Annotated in this window: 13 protein-coding genes and 1 pseudogene; 6 read left to right on the top strand and 8 right to left on the bottom strand. The window is 64.5% G+C overall.

Annotation, left to right across the window (positions count from 1 at the left end):
• Window positions 1–41: 41 nt before the first annotated feature.
• The 4 genes from ABX74_RS13210 to clpS all read right to left on the bottom strand — a co-directional run bounded on the left by ABX74_RS13210 (window position 42) and on the right by clpS (window position 2,827).
• On the bottom strand, window positions 42–701 hold the full coding sequence (locus ABX74_RS13210; RefSeq protein ID WP_020970033.1) for a rhomboid family intramembrane serine protease: 660 nt from the start codon (window positions 699–701) through the stop codon (window positions 42–44).
• Window positions 702–793: 92 nt separating this feature from the next.
• Complete coding sequence (locus ABX74_RS13205; RefSeq protein WP_046378800.1) at window positions 794–1,861, bottom strand: P1 family peptidase; 1,068 nt, start codon at window positions 1,859–1,861, stop codon at window positions 794–796.
• Window positions 1,858–2,448 (bottom strand): DUF2017 domain-containing protein, encoded by a 591-nt coding sequence (locus ABX74_RS13200; protein WP_020908274.1) that lies wholly within the window; start codon window positions 2,446–2,448, stop codon window positions 1,858–1,860. The genes ABX74_RS13205 and ABX74_RS13200 overlap by 4 nt, the downstream gene beginning before the upstream one ends.
• A gap of 67 nt (window positions 2,449–2,515) precedes the next feature.
• Window positions 2,516–2,827, bottom strand: a complete 312-nt coding sequence (gene clpS / locus ABX74_RS13195; RefSeq protein WP_029255695.1) for an ATP-dependent Clp protease adapter ClpS — start codon at window positions 2,825–2,827, stop codon at window positions 2,516–2,518.
• 121 nt (window positions 2,828–2,948) lie between these two features.
• Here clpS and ABX74_RS13190 point away from each other — a divergent pair, with 121 nt between their 5' ends.
• From ABX74_RS13190 to ABX74_RS13180, 3 genes are read left to right on the top strand one after another with little or no spacing between them, the layout of a single operon-like run.
• Window positions 2,949–4,289: a nicotinate phosphoribosyltransferase gene (locus tag ABX74_RS13190; RefSeq protein WP_029255696.1), complete on the top strand. Its 1,341-nt coding sequence runs from the start codon at window positions 2,949–2,951 to the stop codon at window positions 4,287–4,289.
• Entirely contained in the window at window positions 4,286–4,933 is a 648-nt protein-coding gene (locus ABX74_RS13185) for an isochorismatase family protein (protein WP_021333460.1), read from the top strand. The genes ABX74_RS13190 and ABX74_RS13185 overlap by 4 nt, the downstream gene beginning before the upstream one ends.
• Window positions 4,934–4,942: 9 nt before the next feature.
• Complete coding sequence (locus tag ABX74_RS13180; protein ID WP_019749155.1) at window positions 4,943–6,991, top strand: ATP-dependent DNA helicase; 2,049 nt, start codon at window positions 4,943–4,945, stop codon at window positions 6,989–6,991.
• 68 nt (window positions 6,992–7,059) lie between these two features.
• On the opposite strand, the gene glgP is transcribed toward ABX74_RS13180, so the two are convergent.
• Window positions 7,060–9,660, bottom strand: coding sequence for an alpha-glucan family phosphorylase (gene glgP / locus ABX74_RS13175; RefSeq protein ID WP_047888973.1), 2,601 nt, complete (start codon window positions 9,658–9,660; stop codon window positions 7,060–7,062).
• A 177-nt stretch (window positions 9,661–9,837) separates the two neighbouring features.
• Here glgP and ABX74_RS13170 point away from each other — a divergent pair, with 177 nt between their 5' ends.
• The 3 genes from ABX74_RS13170 to ABX74_RS13160 are packed head-to-tail and all read left to right on the top strand — an operon-like array spanning window position 9,838 to window position 15,511.
• Window positions 9,838–11,862 (top strand): alpha-1,4-glucan--maltose-1-phosphate maltosyltransferase, encoded by a 2,025-nt coding sequence (locus tag ABX74_RS13170; RefSeq protein ID WP_041816053.1) that lies wholly within the window; start codon window positions 9,838–9,840, stop codon window positions 11,860–11,862.
• On the top strand, window positions 11,862–14,063 hold the full coding sequence (gene glgB, locus ABX74_RS13165) for a 1,4-alpha-glucan branching protein GlgB (RefSeq protein ID WP_031331511.1): 2,202 nt from the start codon (window positions 11,862–11,864) through the stop codon (window positions 14,061–14,063). Before ABX74_RS13170 ends, glgB begins: the two co-directional genes overlap by 1 nt.
• Window positions 14,063–15,511, top strand: a complete 1,449-nt coding sequence (locus ABX74_RS13160; protein ID WP_020970042.1) for a neutral zinc metallopeptidase — start codon at window positions 14,063–14,065, stop codon at window positions 15,509–15,511. Before glgB ends, ABX74_RS13160 begins: the two co-directional genes overlap by 1 nt.
• Window positions 15,512–15,529: 18 nt before the next feature.
• On the opposite strand, the gene ABX74_RS13155 is transcribed toward ABX74_RS13160, so the two are convergent.
• The 3 genes and pseudogenes from ABX74_RS13155 to ABX74_RS29910 form a co-directional block, all read right to left on the bottom strand.
• Window positions 15,530–16,426: a tetratricopeptide repeat protein gene (locus tag ABX74_RS13155; RefSeq protein WP_047888972.1), complete on the bottom strand. Its 897-nt coding sequence runs from the start codon at window positions 16,424–16,426 to the stop codon at window positions 15,530–15,532.
• 105 nt (window positions 16,427–16,531) lie between these two features.
• Entirely contained in the window at window positions 16,532–16,894 is a 363-nt protein-coding gene (locus tag ABX74_RS13150) for a DUF3817 domain-containing protein (protein WP_020908283.1), read from the bottom strand.
• Between the two features lie 100 nt (window positions 16,895–16,994).
• Window positions 16,995–17,125: pseudogene (locus ABX74_RS29910) on the bottom strand (acetyl-CoA C-acyltransferase); the annotation flags it as partial.

The following is a 17,125-nucleotide window of genomic DNA, read 5'->3' as shown; positions in this document are numbered from 1 at the left end:
CGTCGAAGTCACACCGCAGCGAGGGTGTGACCCACGTCCGTTCAGAAACTCGGTGGTCGAACGGCCGGCGCCGACCCTGCGCGCTTGGCCCTCTCCCCCGACGTCAGCGCCCAGGCTGCCACCACGCCGCCGATCGCTCCGAACAGATGTCCTTGCCAGGAAACCCGTGGATCGCTCGGGAGAACGCCCCACAGCACTCCGCCGTACACGACGAAGACGGCAACGCCGATCAGGATCTGTGTGAAGCTCCGCGTGAAGAACCCGCGCACCAGCAAGTAGGTGACCCAGCCGAAGATCAGCACGGACGCACCGACGTGATTCGAGTTCGAGCCGGCGAACAACCAGGTCCCGACACCGCCGATCACCCAGATGATGCCGGTCGCCGCGAGTCCGCGCGCAATTCCCGACACCAGCACGAGGAACCCGAGGATCAGGACCGGAATGGTGTTGGCAATCAGGTGAGCCCAGTCGTCGTGCAGGACCGGGGCGAACAGGATTCCCCACAGGCCGTCGAGCGTGCGCGGGGTGACGCCGGCGTTCTGGACGTTCTGACCGGAGATGACATCCACGATCTCGATCACGTAGAGCAGGATCGCGAAGCCGCCCACCAACACGGCCGACTGCTTCCACACCGAGGGCGGACCGGATTTCGGTGCCGGCGTCCGGGTGCCGAAGTCCGGATTGTTGAAATCCATCGTCATCGTGTGCGTCCTCCACCGTCGATCCGGTTTTCTGATTCGGTCACTCGCGACCAGACTCAATTCGAGATTACCGCCGATTCCAGGAGTGCTGCCTAGAGAAATGCCGACGGAAAGAGTTCGCGGTAGCTCGGGATTCCGGCTACCGACGTGGCGTCGAGAATCGCTGTGACGATCGCACGTTCGACAACCTGCGCCGAGGCGGCACACACCGCGTCGAGTATCGGCAGATCGTTCGGGAAAGCGGCCGGAACCGCGATCTCCGAAATCGGAGTGTGATCGCCGGTGGCGAGTGCAAAGATCGTGTCGCCGTCGAGCGGCGAATGCGCGGGCCGAATCGCACGAGCCAGACCGTCATGCCCTGCGACGGCGACGCGTCGGCACCCGGCTTTTGTCAAGGCGGCGTCAGTGGCGACCACACCGATCGTGGTGTTGAGGACTGTTCCCTTGGCTGCAACGGCGTTGGCCGCCGCGAGTTCGGACGCGTCGGGAAGCCTGAGCCCGAACGACTCCGCCCCGTCCGAGCCGACGCCCCACGGCAAGCCAGTTCTGGGATCGAAGACCGAACCCACCGGGTTCGCCACGATCAACGCGGAGACCGTCGTACCCTCGGCCGGGCCGTCGGCGATCACGACGCTGGCCGTTCCCACCCCACCCTTGAGCGCTCCGGCTCTGGCACCTACCCCGGCGCCGACCGTGCCCGTGGCGAATTCGCGCGAAGCGGTGTCGGCAGCGAGGAATCCGAAGTCTCCGGTCGGACGAACGGTCCAGTCCCCCACCGGCAGATCGAAGATCACGGCGCCGGGCACGATCGGTACCACCTGACCAGGAGCACCCATCGCGATCCCGCGATCGTGTTCCTCGAGCCAGCGCATCACTCCATCGGCCGCGGCAAGTCCGTAGGCACTACCGCCGGTCAACAGCACGGCATTGACCTGCTGGACCGAATGGCTCGGGTCGAGTAGGTCGGTCTCGCGGGTACCCGGACCGCCGCCGCGGACGTCGACGCCGGCAACCACACCGGCCGACGCGAGCACGACCGTGCAGCCGGTGGCCGCGCCGCTTCCGAGAGTGGCTCCCTCGTCGAGCTTGTGGTGATGACCGACAGCGAGGCCGGCGACATCTGTCAGTGAATCAGTGGGCCCGGTCCGCGTCGTGGTCATGGCATGAGCGCCTGGACGAGGGAGTCCTGCATCCACGTCAACCAGTGATAGACGTCGAGATGCGGGGCGCGCGGGTCGTCGGGTTCGAGGCTCTCCGGGGTGTCGGCGTCGATGCCGAGATTGGTTCCGAGCGCGAGACGGACGTCGTTGAGCGAGGACAGCCACGCATCGGCCTGTTCCTGCGTGAGAACGACCTTGCCGCCGGCCTCCGGAAGCGAAGCCAACAACATGCGAGCGGACTCACGCTTGGCATCGATGATCTCGGGCTCGTGCAAACTGCGCAGCGCGCCGTTGACATTGGCGCCGGCGTCGTCGAGATCGTCACTGTCCGGAGCGACCTTGTCCGGATCGGTGCGCTGGAAGTCGGGAAGCAAACGCGCCAACACCGGATTGTCGGGCGTCTCCGAATTTCCGGTACGAAGGCCCGTCAGCGCGGCGAGCTCGTCTTGCGGCGCCGAAGACGCGCGCTCGTCGAGAAGCCCGGCCACCGACTCCACGAGCGAGCGCAGAACCGCCGCCTCGTGGCCGTCCATCTCGGACTTGAACTTCACTCCGCCGAGTGAACTCTTCCTACTCCACGTCCGCACGCGTCGGACTCCCGTCTACGAGTTAGGCGAACAAATCGGTCGAAAAGTGCTTTTCTCAGGGCTTTTCTCAGGTGTCGTCGCGTTGCATCGTGGCCCAGAGACCGGCAGCGTGGAGGCGACGAACATCGGCCTCCATCTTGTCGCGCGAACCGCTCGAGACCACGGCCTTGCCCTCCGAATGGACCTGCATCATCAGGTCGGTGGCCTTGGCTTTGCTGTAACCGAACAACTTCTGGAACACGTAAGTCACGTAATGCATGAGATTGACCGGGTCGTCCCAGACGATGGTCACCCAGGGCCGATCTGCGGCTTCGATGGTCGCAACAGCCTCCGACTGCTCGGGCGTGGCTTGAGGAGAAGAAGCCGTAGCGCCTCTCATCGTTACGTTCGCCGAGTAAGTGCCGGACACGGTCGCGCCGCCGAAAACCATGTATCCAGGGTACGGCGCGACGAGAGGCGACAACACCCACCCACGTCGTCTCGCGCATAGAGTTGTGTGCGTGCCTACGCAAATTTCCGACATCCGCGACGCCGGTGCCAGCACCGCACTGCTCACCGATCAGTACGAACTGACCATGCTCTCGGCGGCTCTCGCCGACGGATCTGCCTTCCGCAACTGCAGTTTCGAGGTATTCGCACGGCGGCTGCCAGACGGTCGTCGCTACGGCGTCGTCGCCGGTACCGAACGCCTTCTCGACGCACTCGAGCAGTTCCGGTTCGGTGAACCGGAACTGGCGATCGTTGCGAGATTCCTCGACGACACGACCGTCGAGTGGCTGCGCAACTATCGATTCACCGGTGACATCGACGGCTACCGCGAGGGCGACTTCTACTTCCCCGGCTCACCGATCCTCTCGGTCCGCGGAACGTTCGCCGAGTGCGTCATCCTCGAAACCTTGATTCTCTCGATCCTCAACCACGACAGCGCGATCGCTTCGGCCGCAGCCCGCATGGTGAGCGCAGCGGGCGGTCGACGGATGATCGAGATGGGCTCGCGTCGCACACACGAACAGGCCGCCGTCGCCGCTTCACGTGCCGCGTATCTCGCCGGCTTCGACGCCACCTCCAACCTCGAAGCCGCGCGGCGTCACGACGTACCCAGCGCGGGTACCAGTGCACACGCCTTCACTCTCCTGCACACCACCGAAGACGGTCCGGACGAGGCAGCGGCATTCCGCGGTCAGGTCGCGGCACTCGGCGTATCCACCACGTTGCTCGTCGATACCTACGACATCACCGAGGGTGTGAAAACGGCTGTCGCCGTTGCCGGTCCCGAGCTGGGCGGGGTTCGCATCGACTCCGGCGATCTTGGCGTTCTTGCTCGTCAGGTACGCCAACAACTCGACGATCTCGGTGCTACCAAGACACGCATCGTCGTCTCCGGCGACCTGGACGAGTACGCGATCGCGGCTCTGCGCGCCGAACCCGTCGACTCGTACGGCGTCGGTACTTCACTGGTCACCGGATCAGGCGCACCCACCGCAGGCATGGTTTACAAGCTGGTCGAGGTCGACGGAATCGCGGTCGAGAAGAGAAGCACCAACAAGGCATCTCGCGGCGGCGCCAAGAAGGCACTGCGCGTGGTTCGCCCGACCGGAACGATCGTCGAAGAAGTCATCTACCCTGCCGGCTCGCCCGCTCCGGTTTCCGAGGCGGACGGCGCGACCGAACTGCTGATCCCGTTGGTTCGCGAAGGCAAGGTCGTCGAGAGCGCACCGACGCTCGAAGAGAGCCGCGCAGTTCTGAAGGCCGGGCTCGTGAGCCTGCCGTGGGAAGGACTCAAGCTCTCGCGCGGAGACTCGGCTGTGCCCGTTCGATTCTCCGGAGGTGAGCACCAGTGAGTGCAAAAGCACTGATCGTCGTCGACGTTCAGAACGATTTCTGTGAAGGTGGCGCTCTCGCGGTCGACGGCGGCGCTGCGGTTGCGGCGGCCGTCAACGATTTCGTCAACTCCCACGAGTACGACGCCGTAGTCGCGACTCGCGATTTCCACATCGATCCTGGGGCGCATTTCTCCGAGACCCCAGACTTCGTCGACAGTTGGCCGATTCACTGCGTCGTCGGGACGGCCGGCGCCGAGTTCCACCCGGCGTTCGACGCTTCCGTCGCCGGTTCGGCGATCTTCTCCAAGGGCGCCTACAGCGCGGCCTATTCCGGTTTCGAAGGAGCAGCCGAGGACGGCACGACGCTCGAGGACTGGCTCCGCGCCCACAAGATCACCGACGTCGACGTGATCGGCATTGCCACAGATCACTGTGTCAAGGCCACCGCCATCGACGCGGCGCGCGCGGGATTCGCCACGACGGTCCTTCTCCCCTTCACCGCAGGTGTGTCGACTGCCACGATCGAGTCGGCATTGGTACAGATGCAGGAGGCGGGAGTGCAGCTGATCGGGCGAGACGAGGCGTCGTCGGAAGAAGACTCGAATGCCGGGGAACTACCCCGGGAATCATCCGTGGACGTTTCTGACGTAGGGATCCATTAACCTTCGTGGGTGGCCGATCAACTCCCGAACGTTCCCGAACTGCTCCAGACAGCGGTGCGGTCGCTCGGCGGTGCCGAACGAACCAGTCAGCTGACGATGGCGTCGGCCGTGGCGCACTCGATCGACACGGGCGAGCATCTGGCCGTCCAGGCCGGCACCGGTACCGGTAAGTCACTCGCCTACCTCGTTCCGAGCCTGCGCCATGCGGTCGAGTCTGGGCGCACTGTGGTCGTGTCCACCGCCACCATCGCGCTTCAGCGCCAGCTCGTCGATCGAGATCTGCCACGGCTGGCCGATGCACTGAAGAAGCCACTCGGCCGGCGCGCCGAGTTCGCAATCCTCAAGGGCCGCAACAACTACCTGTGCATGAACAAGATCCACACCGGCGCGTCCGAACAGCCACCCGAGGACGAGTTGTTCGATCCGTTCACGGTCTCGCGTCTCGGCCGGGAGGTCGTCCGCCTCACCGAATGGTCCTCCGACACCGAAACCGGTGATCGTGACGAATTGGTACCGGGCGTATCCGATCAGGCGTGGCGGCAGGTCAGCGTCACCTCCCGCGAGTGCATCGGAAAGAACCAGTGCCCGGTCGGTGAGGACTGCTTCGCCGAGCGCGCCCGCGTCGAGGCGTCTAAGGCCGACGTCGTCGTCACCAACCACGCACTGCTCGCTATCGACGCGATCACCGGCATCCAGATCCTCCCTGACCATGACGTCGTGGTGATCGACGAAGCCCACGAGTTGGTCGACCGCGTCACCGGCGTTGCCACGGCCGATCTCACAGCTTCGTCGATCAGTGCCGCGGCCAGGCGTTGCGGCAAGATCGCCGAAGAGCAGGACGCCGACCGACTCGAAGCTGCCGGCGAGGGTTGGGCGGGACTCCTCGAGGAATTGCGTCCAGGTCGATGGGAAGGCCTCCCGGACGGGGCAGCCCCCGCACTGGCCGCGATACGCGATGCGGCCTGGTCGCTGCGCACCGCGATCGGTCCGGCCAAACCGGGCATGGCAGCCGCAGACCCCGAAGCCGCTGCAGCCCGCAACGCTGCGCTCTCGTCCGTCGACGACGTCCACGACAGTGCCGTGCGTATTCTCACCGCCTTCGACGAACCAGACCCGGCCAAGCGCAAGGACGTCGTCTGGCTGTCCTCGGACGAGTTCCGCGGATCGGTTCGGCGCTCCGTCCGGATGGCTCCGCTCTCCGTCGGTGGATTGCTGCGCTCGCGACTGTTCGCCGAATCCACCGTCGTTCTCACCTCCGCGACGCTGACCGTCGGCGGATCGTTCGACGGTCTCGCCGTCAACTGGGGCCTTCCTGCGGAATCGTCGGTGCGCCCTGACTCGGGTACGGCCATCGGCACCGAAGCACCTTCTGACGCTTCGGCTTTCCGCTGGAACTCACTCGACGTCGGGTCGCCCTTCGACCATGCCAAGGCCGGCATCATCTACATCGCCCGCCACCTGCCCACGCCCGGCCGAGACGGCCTCTCCCCGGTCTATCTCGACGAGATCGCCGAACTCGTCGAGGCCGCCGGCGGACGCACCCTCGGCTTGTTCTCCTCGATGCGCGCCGCCAAAGCCGCGTCGGAGGCGATGCGCGAACGCCTCGACACCCCGATCCTGTGCCAGGGCGACGACGCCACCGGCACCCTCGTCAAGGCCTTCGCCAAGGACGAACCCACGTCACTGTTCGGCACGTTGTCCCTGTGGCAGGGCGTCGATGTCCCTGGCCCATCGCTGAGCCTCGTCATCTTGGACCGGATTCCGTTCCCGCGCCCGGACGATCCACTGTTGATGGCTCGCCAACAAGCCATCGAATCCCATGGCGGTAACGGCTTTCTCAGCGTCTCGGCCAATCACGCGGCGCTGCTCCTGGCACAGGGCGTGGGTCGCCTGCTTCGCAGCACCGACGACAAGGGCGTGGTGGCCGTGCTCGATCCGCGTCTGGCCACGGCGAGATACGCGGGTTACCTTCGCGCATCGCTGCCGCCCTTCTGGGAGACGACCAACCCCGAAGTCGTCCGCAAGGCGCTCACCCGCATCCGCGACTCACGTCCCTGAGCCAGTTCTCACGCGGACACAATTCTGCCCCGGTACCGACCGAACGGACCGGGGCAGAATGCAATACGTCAGACGCTCGGAGTGGTCACCAACCCGAGTTCGGACGCATCGACCAACAACCGGTGATGCGGCAGCACCCGCACGGTGTATCCCACGGAACCGGAGACCGGAAGCGCAACCTCGGCTTCGAAGATCTCGGTTTCTTCCTCGGCGCCGAAGTGTGTCATCGGGAACGTCACCACGTCGGTGAGTTCCTCGCCCGGACTGACGCGTCCCAGGACTGCCTGGACCTGGACATCCGAGACCGACAAGCCGCCGAGGCGGACCTTGGCCTTCAACGAGATGGTCGCACCGATCTCCGGAGTGTCCGGCAAGCCGGAACCGTCCACCTGCTCGACGGCGACCGACGGCCACTGCGATTCGATGCGACGACGGAACTCGGCCACCTCACGCGCGCCGGCAAAATCGTCCGCCACTACCGCTCGAGCTGATTCCGCCGAAGGGGCGTAGTAGTCGACGGCGTAGTCACGAACCATGCGTGATGCCAACACCTTCGGGCCCAGATTCTCGAGGGTGTGGCGAACCCTCTCGACCCAGCGTGTCGGCAGATCGGCTGCATCACGGTCGTAGAACGTCGGCAGTACCGCGTGCTCGAGAAGTTCGTAGAGCGCGCTGGCTTCCAGATCGTCACGCCGCACGTCGTCGAGAACACCGTCGGCCGTCGGAATGGCCCACCCGTTCTCGCCGTCGTACATCTCGTCCCACCATCCGTCGCGAATGGAGAGGTTGAGTCCACCGTTGAGCGCGGACTTCATGCCGGAAGTGCCGCACGCCTCGAGTGGGCGAAGTGGGTTGTTGAGCCACACGTCGCAGCCCCAGTAGAGGTAGCGGGCCATCGACATGTCGTAGTCGGGCAGGAAGACGATGCGGTGACGCACATCCGCTTCGTCGGCGAACCGTACGACCTGCTGGATGAGTGCCTTACCGCCGTCGTCGGCGGGGTGCGACTTACCGGCCACCACCAACTGCACCGGACGCTTCTCGTCGAGCAACATCGCACGCAGACGCTCGGGATCACGGAGCATCAGCGTCAACCGCTTGTACGTAGGCACGCGCCTGGCGAATCCGACAGTCAAGACGTTGGGATCGAAAACTCCAGTAGTCCAGCCGAGTTCAGCTTCGGTCGCGCCGCGTTCGAGCCACGACGCTCGGACGCGACGACGGACTTCGTCGACCAACTTGCCGCGCAACGCATTACGTGTCTCCCACAGTTCGGTGGCCGACAACTCGTGTAGGCGCTCCCAACCGCGCGCTTCTTCGAGTTGCTCCTGCCCCACGATCCGCCTGGCCACGTCCATCCACTCCGGCGCAGCCCACGTCGGAGCGTGGACACCGTTGGTGACCGATCCGATCGGCACCTCGTCGGCGTCGAATCCCGGCCAGAGACCGTTGAACATGTCGCGACTGACGATGCCGTGCAACTTCGAGACGCCATTGGCTCGCTGGCCCAGGCGAAGACCCATGTGCGCCATGTTGAAGATCGACGGATCGGATTCGCGCCCCATCCCGACTATGCGGTCGACGGTCAGACCGGGAAGCAAACTCGATTCGTTCTCGCCGTTCGCTCCGCCGAAGTAGTGACGGACCAGATCCGCCGGGAAGCGGTCGATTCCGGCGGGAACCGGAGTATGCGTCGTGAAGACCGTTCCGGCGCGGACCGCGGCCAGAGCCGAATCGAAGTCCAGACCGCTGGTGGTCACAAGTTCCCGAATCCGTTCGATGCCGAGGAATCCGGCATGCCCCTCGTTCATGTGGAAAACCTCGGGATCGGGCAATCCGTACGCCGCGGTGTAGGCACGCACCGCACGGACGCCGCCGATACCTGCGAGGATCTCCTGCTTGATGCGGTGATCCTGGTCCCCACCGTAGAGACGGTCAGTGACGCCGCGCAGATCCGCGTCGTTCTCGGCGATGTCGGAATCGAGCAGCAGCAACGGCACTCGTCCGACCTGAGCGATCCACACTCGCGCACGCAGCACTCGTCCACCGGGCATGGCGACGTGAATGACGACCGGTGATCCGTCGTCGGAAGTCGGGCCTGCGTCCGTCAGCAAACGAAGAGGCAACCCTTGAGGGTCGTGCGGCGGGTAGTGCTCGGCCTGCCAACCGTCGGCAGTCAGTGACTGGCGGAAGTAGCCGGATCGGTAGAGCAGTCCGACGCCGATGAGCGGCAGCCCGAGGTCGGACGCGGCCTTGAGGTGATCGCCCGCGAGGATGCCCAATCCACCGGAGTAGTTGGGCAGAACTTCGCTGACTCCGAACTCCATGGAGAAGTACGCAATTCCGCCGGCCAACGATGTGCCCTTGGCCTGCTGGGACTGATACCAGCGCGGCGTGCTCAGATAGGCATCGAGATCGGCTGCTGCAGTGTCGAGGTCACCGAGAAATGCCTCGTCACTGCTGAGTTCGTCGAGACGGGTGGGGTTGACTTCCCCGAGCATGCGGACCGGATCGAACTGGACTGCTTGCCAGAGTTCGGGGTCGAGTCGCGAGAACAGATCCTGTGTCTCGGGATGCCACGACCACCGAAGGTTGGTGGACAGGGGGCCGAGCGCGGCGAGGCGCTCCGGAATGTGGGCTCGGACAGTGAACCGACGCAAGGCTTTCACCCCGCGAACCCTAGTCGAGTTCCTTGCACTCTGTCCGGTGGAACCGAACGCCCGAGCCGACCTGACCACCGACAGACCCGAATTCGTCGTTATCAGCACTCCAGCGTCGCACCCACTACGGTTGAACCCGGCGAAAGAAAGTTTTACCGCGATCCATCATCAGAAATGGAGCTTCCCGTGTCAGGACGCCTCGGTATCGACGACGTGGTACCCGAGATCTCGGGTAACTATCCGGCAAAGGCCGTGGTCGGTGAAGTCTTCCCGGTGCACGCCACGGTGTGGCGAGAAGGCCACGACGCCATTTCCGCCACTCTTGTCGTGCGTGGTCCGCGCGGTACCAAGCCGCTGCGCATTCCGATGGATCCCGGGACCGAACCGGACACCGTCGACGCGGTGTTCACGCCGTCCGCCGAAGGTATGTGGTCGTTCCGGATCGAGGCGTGGAGCGATCCCATCGCCACCTGGAAGCACGCCGTGGAAGCAAAGCTCGCCGTCGGGCAGGGGGCGGCCGAGTTGGCCAACGACTTGGAAATCGGTGCGCGCCTGTTCGAACAGGCCGCGCACGAAGTGCCGCGGGGCAACAGGTCCAGACTCGAGGCCGTCACGGCGTCGCTGCGCAGCGATCAGGCGCTGACTGCTCGCGTCGCTCCGGCCTTCGCCTCCGACGTCGCCGAACTGCTCCGCGCTACTCCGCTTCGCGAGCTGGTCACCAAGGGCGAGTCCCACCCTGTCGTCGTCGATCGCAGCCGTGCACTGTTCGGCTCCTGGTACGAGTTCTTCCCCCGTTCGACCGGTGGATGGGACGAGAACGGAGTACCGCAGCACGGCACGTTCCGTACCTCTGCCGAAGACCTGCCCCGCATCGCCGCAATGGGTTTCGACGTCGTCTACCTTCCGCCGATCCATCCCATCGGCGAGATCAACCGCAAGGGTCGCAACAACACCCTCACCCCCGAACCCGGCGACGTTGGTTCGCCGTGGGCGATCGGCTCTGCCGACGGCGGGCACGACGCTGTTCACCCCCAACTCGGCACGCTCAAGGACTTCAAGGCCTTCGTCGCTGCGGCCCGCAAGCTGGATCTCGAAGTGGCACTGGATCTCGCGCTGCAGTGCGCCCCGGATCATCCATGGGCTCAGAAGCATCCGGAGTGGTTCAACGTCCTTCCCGACGGCACCATCGCCTACGCCGAGAACCCGCCCAAGAAGTATCAGGACATCTACCCGATCAACTTCGACACCGATCCTCGCGGTCTGGACAAGGAAATCCTGCGCGTGGTCCGCCACTGGATCAACGCCGGAGTCAAGATCTTTCGTGTCGACAACCCGCACACCAAGCCGCCCAACTTCTGGGAAACACTCATCTCGGAAGTCAAGAAAACCGACCCCGACGTCTTGTTCCTCGCCGAGGCTTTCACTCGTCCGGCCCGCATGTACGGCCTTGCCCGGCGCGGGTTCACGCAGTCGTACACGTACTTCACCTGGCGAGTTGCGAAGTGGGAGCTCACCGAATTCGGTAACGAGCTGGCGGCAAAGGCCGACGAAGCCCGACCGAACCTTTTCGTGAACACACCGGACATCCTGCACGAGTCCCTCCAGCACGGTGGGCCCGGAATGTTTGCACTGCGAGCAGCTCTCGCCGCCACCCTGGCGCCGACGTGGGGCGTCTACTCCGGTTACGAACTCTACGAACACCAAGCCGTTCGCCCCGGCAGCGAGGAATACCTCGACTCCGAGAAATACGAACTTCGGCCGCGCCGTTTCGCCGAAGCAGCCGCGCGAGGCGAATCTCTCGAGCCGTGGATCACCGCTCTCAACCGCATCCGGCGTGCACACCCGGCCCTGCAGCAGTTGCGGAACCTGCACTTTCACCACATCGACAACGACGCGTTGATCGCCTACTCGAAGTTCGACGCCTCGACCGGTGACGCCGTCCTGACGGTGATCAACCTCAACCCGTTCGCGGCAGAAGAGGGCACCGTCTGGTTGGACATGCCGGCGCTCGGACGCGAATGGCACGACCACATGACCGTGCTCGACGAGGTTACCGGCGAGCAGTTCAATTGGGGCCAGGCCAATTTCGTCCGGCTCGAGCCCTGGCGTTCGGTGGCGCACATCCTCGCGCTCCCACCCGTTCCGTATCCGGCCCGGATCTCTCTGGCCTACCAAGCTCGCAATGCGCACCGCGCAGGTGGAGGCAAGTGATGCCAACCGAAAAGTCCCCTTCGGGTATCGCGCCGGACAATCACGATCTGGAACTGTTGGCGCGCGGTGAACATCACGATCCGCACAGTGTCCTCGGCGCCCATCCCCACGCCGACGGCACCGTTCTTCGAGCGTTGCGTCCCAACGCCGAGTCCGTCAGCGCCGTCATCGGCGGCAAAACCTTTCCTCTCGAACATGTTTCGAACGGAATATTCGCGGCCCTGGTCCCCTACCCCGACCTGATCGACTATCGCTATTCCGTGACGTACCCGGGTGGCCACACGGTTCTCGCAGCCGACCCTTACCGATTCCTGCCGACTCTCGGTGAACTCGACCTTCACCTGTTCGGCGAAGGTCGGCACGAACGACTGTGGGACATCCTCGGCGCACATCCGCGTTCGTACGAGACACCGGACGGACCCGTCGACGGCACCTCGTTCGCCGTCTGGGCTCCGGCCGCCCGCGGCGTGACCGTCGTCGGCGACTTCGACGGGTGGAGTGGGCAATTCGCCCCCATGCGAGTCCTCGGCTCCACCGGGGTCTGGGAACTCTTCCTGCCCGACATCGCAGTCGGTTCGCTGTACAAGTTCCGGGTCCACGGCCACGACGGCTCGGTTCGCGACAAGGCCGATCCCATGGCATTCGGTACCGAGGTACCGCCGGCGACGGCGTCGCGAGTGACCACCAGTTCGCACGAATGGAACGACGCGGCCTGGCTGGAAACCCGCGCTGGTGTCGACCCTTCGCAGTCCCCGATGAGCGTGTACGAGGTGCACCTCGGATCGTGGCGTCCGGGACTCGACTACCGGCAGATGGCCGAGCAACTCGCCGTATACGTCACCGAAACCGGATTCACCCACGTCGAACTGCTGCCCGTCTCCGAGCATCCGTTCGGTGGATCGTGGGGGTACCAGGTCACCTCGTACTACGCACCGACCTCCCGCTTCGGCACCCCGGATGACTTCCGGTGGTTCGTCGACCACCTGCATGCCGCAGGGATAGGCGTCATCGTCGACTGGGTGCCTGCACACTTCCCCAAAGACGAATGGGCGCTTGCCCGTTTCGACGGAACGCCGTTGTACGAGCACGCCGATCCGCGTCGCGGCGAGCAGTTGGACTGGGGCACATACGTATTCGACTTCGGTCGCCGCGAGGTCCGGAACTTCCTCGTCGCCAACGCGCTCTTCTGGCTCGAGGAGTTCCACATCGACGGACTGCGCGTCGACGCCGTCGCATCGATGCTGTACCTGGACTACTCACGTCCGGAAGGTGGATGGACTCCCAACATTCACGGTGGCCGCGAGAATCTCGAAGCTGTTGCGTTCCTGCAGGAGATGAACGCCACCGTCCACAAGAACCACCGAGGAGTCGTCACCGTCGCCGAGGAGTCGACGGCGTGGCCCGGAGTCACTCGGGCGACCAATGTCGGTGGCCTCGGGTTCAACATGAAGTGGAACATGGGGTGGATGCACGACACCCTCGGGTTCCTCGGTCACGACCCGGTGCACCGGACTTACCACCATCACGAGATCACTTTCTCGCTGATGTACGCGTGGAGTGAGAACTACCTGCTACCGATCAGCCATGACGAAGTGGTGCACGGCAAGGGAACTCTGTGGACCCGGATGCCCGGCAACGACTTCGCCAAGGCTTCCGGCCTGCGCTCACTGCTTGCGTACATGTGGGCGCATCCGGGCAAGCAACTGCTGTTCATGGGACAGGAGTTCGGTCAGAGCGCGGAATGGTCCGAAGAACGCGGCCTCGACTGGTGGCAACTCGACGATCAGTACACCGGCACTCTCCACCGCGGCGTCCAGCGACTGGTCGGAGATCTCAACTCCGCGTACCGACGCCATCCGGCGATGTGGACCCTCGACACCTCCCCCGGCGGATACTCCTGGATCGACGCCAACGACACCGAGAACAACGTCCTCAGTTTTCTGCGTTACGGTACTGACGGTTCGATTGTCGCCTGCCTGTTCAACTTTTCGGGCAGTGAGCACTCGAGCTACCGCGTCGGGCTACCAGAGCCCGGCCGATGGGTGGAAATTCTCAACACCGATGCCGAGGTGTATGGCGGCTCCGGAGTCGGGAACCTCGGAGCGGTCACGGCAACGTCGCGTTCGTGGCACGGTCGGCCAGCCTCCGCACAGGTGGCGCTGCCAGCTGCTGGAGCGATTTGGATAAGTCTGGAGCGTTGATGGTCGGCCGGCGAGTAGTCATTGTCACGTCGTCACTGTTCGCAGTGGCCGCACTGCTCGCCGGTTGTGCCAGCGGAACGAACGGGCACGCCGTCTCGATCTATCACGATCCGTTCCGCGTCGCCGGACTCGACGCAACAGCAGGCCCCAGCGGATTGCGCCCGGGAGCCCCCAATGCGGACCGAGCAATCACCGGTACCGACGGCGGGGACATCGACGCCCTGGCGGCCAACGCCATCACCGACATCGAAACTTACTGGGCCGCCGAGTACCCGGCTCTGTTCGACAAGCCCTTCGAGCCGGTTGACGAGCTGATCTCGTGGGACCCCACCGAATCGAACGGACCGGACTTCTGCGAAGAGACCACCGAAGAACTCATCAACGCCGGGTACTGCAGCATCGATCACACCATCGGTTGGGATCGCGAACTGCTACTGCCCGAGGTACGCGAGAAGTTCGGCGAAGTGGCCGTCGCCTTCATTTTCGCGCACGAGTACGGCCACGCCGTTCAACGCAAAGCCGGGATCGTCGGCGGCAAACGAGATGCGGCCCTGGTGCGAGAACAGCAAGCCGACTGTTTCGGTGGCGCCTTCTTGCGGCACGTCGCCGAGGACAAGGCCGCACACTTCACGATGAACACCTCCGATGGCCTCAACAAGGTGTTGGCCTCGGCGGTCGCCATCCGCGACGAAGACCCTAATGATCCTGAGAGCCACCATGGTTCGGCGTTCGAGCGCGTCACCGCCACTCAGATCGGCTTCACCGACGGCGCCGGCGCCTGCGCGAAGATGGACGCCGACGAAATCGAGTCACGACGCGCAGACCTCCCGCAGCAGTTCGCCGAAGGCAACGACTCCGGAGAACTGCCTGTCACCGAGGCAACGCTCGACGAGTTCGTGAAGACATTCCAAGCGATCTTCGATCTACCCGAGCCGCCGAAGGTCGTGTTCACCGGCGCAGACACCGGGTGCAGCGACGCCGTTGCGACCGAGCCCGTCTCGTACTGCCCGTCGACGAACACCATCGGAATCAGCGTCGACGACCTGGCCGAGCGCGGCACGCCGGGTCGCGTCGGACGACGTGAGTTGATCCAGACCAACATCACCGGTGACTACAACGCCTACGTCCTGCTCGCGTCGAGGTACACCCTCGCGATGCAGAAGGAGAACGGCCAATCGCTCGACACTCCGCAGACTGCCTTGCGCGCCGCCTGCCTGTCAGGCGTCATCACCGCAGCGCTCAGTCCCACCAACGCCGCGGCGTCCGGAGCTCAGGTCACACTCTCCCCCGGCGACCTCGACGAAGCCGTATCGGGGCTGCTGACTGACGGCCTCGCCGCCAGTGACGTCAACGGTGAGACGGTGCCGAGCGGGTTTGCACGCGTAGACGCGTTCCGGACCGGTGTACTGGGTGGCCGGGAAGTGTGCGACAGCCGCTACACGGAGTAGCGGCTGCCGGTCCACACGTCAGTAGAGAGCGGAAGCCAACTTACGCCGGGCCGCGATGACGATCGGTTCTGCCGGGTCGAACAGTTCGAACAGTTCGAGCAGGCGCGTCCGCGCTGCGGCCTTGTCGTCGCCGGCGGTTCGCGATACCACCGAGATCAAGCGAGCGAACGCAGCCTCGGGTTGCTGGGCGAACATTTCCAGGTCGGCTGCAGCGAACTGCAGTTCGAGATTGGACGGATCAGCATCCGCGGCCGCAATCGACTCGGGATCGACGCCCTGAACCCGAGCCATGAACTTCACCTGGCGGACAGCGCTCTTGGCCTCCGCATTGTTGGGTTCGGCGTCGAGAATCACCTGGTAAGCAGCGATGGCGGCGTCGAGATCACCCTCGTCCAGCGCGGTTTCAGCGGCCACGAAGCGTGGATCCTCGACCTCCTCCACCGCTTCGTCCCCGTCGGACACCGGCCCACTCAACTTGCCCTCGACAGCTTGGAGCACTGCGTCGAACCACTGACTGAGCTGCGCCTCTGGCTGAGCGCCCTGAAAATCGGCCAACGGCTGACCAGCTGCGACGGCAACAACCGTCGGCACCGACTGGACACCGAATGCCTGCGCGATGCGAGGACTCACGTCGACGTCGACGTTGGCAAGAATCCACTTGCCGCCGGCGCGCGCCGCCAATGATTCGAGAACTTCGGTGAACACGACCGAGGGCTCGTATGCGCGGCCACCGATATTGACGATGACCGGCACCTGGCTCGACTTGAGCAGGACTTCGCTTTCGAAGTTCTCCTCGGTCACCTCGATCACTGCCTCGGAGACAGCAGAAACGGCCCCGTCGCCGCTGGTGTTACGCGGCGGTGGTGGGGCCGTGGCCCGCTCTTTGAAGGCGGACAAGTCGACTGCGCCGCTCATGGCGGCAGCAACTGCGGACGAACGCGCGGGGGGCCTGGAACCTGGTCGAGTCACGACTCCCAGTTTGTCACGAGTTGCGCGAAGCTACGTAGAGGGATGCAGCACTCAGACGAGCGCCGCGTTGCCCTTGGACGCCTCGAACTCCGTGGACAGCTCGCCGAGCTTGCCGTTTCGCACTGCCCAGCGTTCGAATATGACGGTGCCGAACGGGGGAACGCTCGAGATCAGCGCAAGGATCGTGGTCTTGATGTCCCACTTGAGCGACCACGCGGTCAGCAGAGCAACAACGATGAACACCAGGAAGCCCGCGGTGCCGTGGACCATTCCGGGGATGCGAATCGCTTCTTCGTGTCCGAGGACCCACTTGAAGAACATGGCAACCAGCAAGGCCGCCCAGGTCACAGCTTCCCACCACGCCACCAGACGGAAGCGTTTCGCGGGAGTGGATACGTCAAAGATGTTCGCCATGAGGCCATTGTGCCCGAACAACTACGACGCCCCGTAGTTGTGTGAGCAAAACCACGGGGCGTCGCAGAGCGAGAGCGCTCGTTCAGGTGTATTTAGACACTCAAGCCTTGGGGACGCGGATGATGAGTGCGTCGCCTTGTCCGCCGCCGCCGCAGAGTGCGGCTGCGCCGATGCCGCCGCCGCGGCGTTGCAGTTCGAGGGCGAGGTGCAGGGCGATGCGGGCGCCGGACA

The sequence above is a fragment of the Rhodococcus sp. ARP2 genome, from assembly GCF_001029585.1.
In the GTDB taxonomy this organism is placed as follows: Bacteria; Actinomycetota; Actinomycetes; order Mycobacteriales; family Mycobacteriaceae; genus Rhodococcus_F; species Rhodococcus_F erythropolis.
Note: the sequence above shows the minus strand (reverse complement) of the source record. Positions and strands in the feature narration are given on the sequence as shown.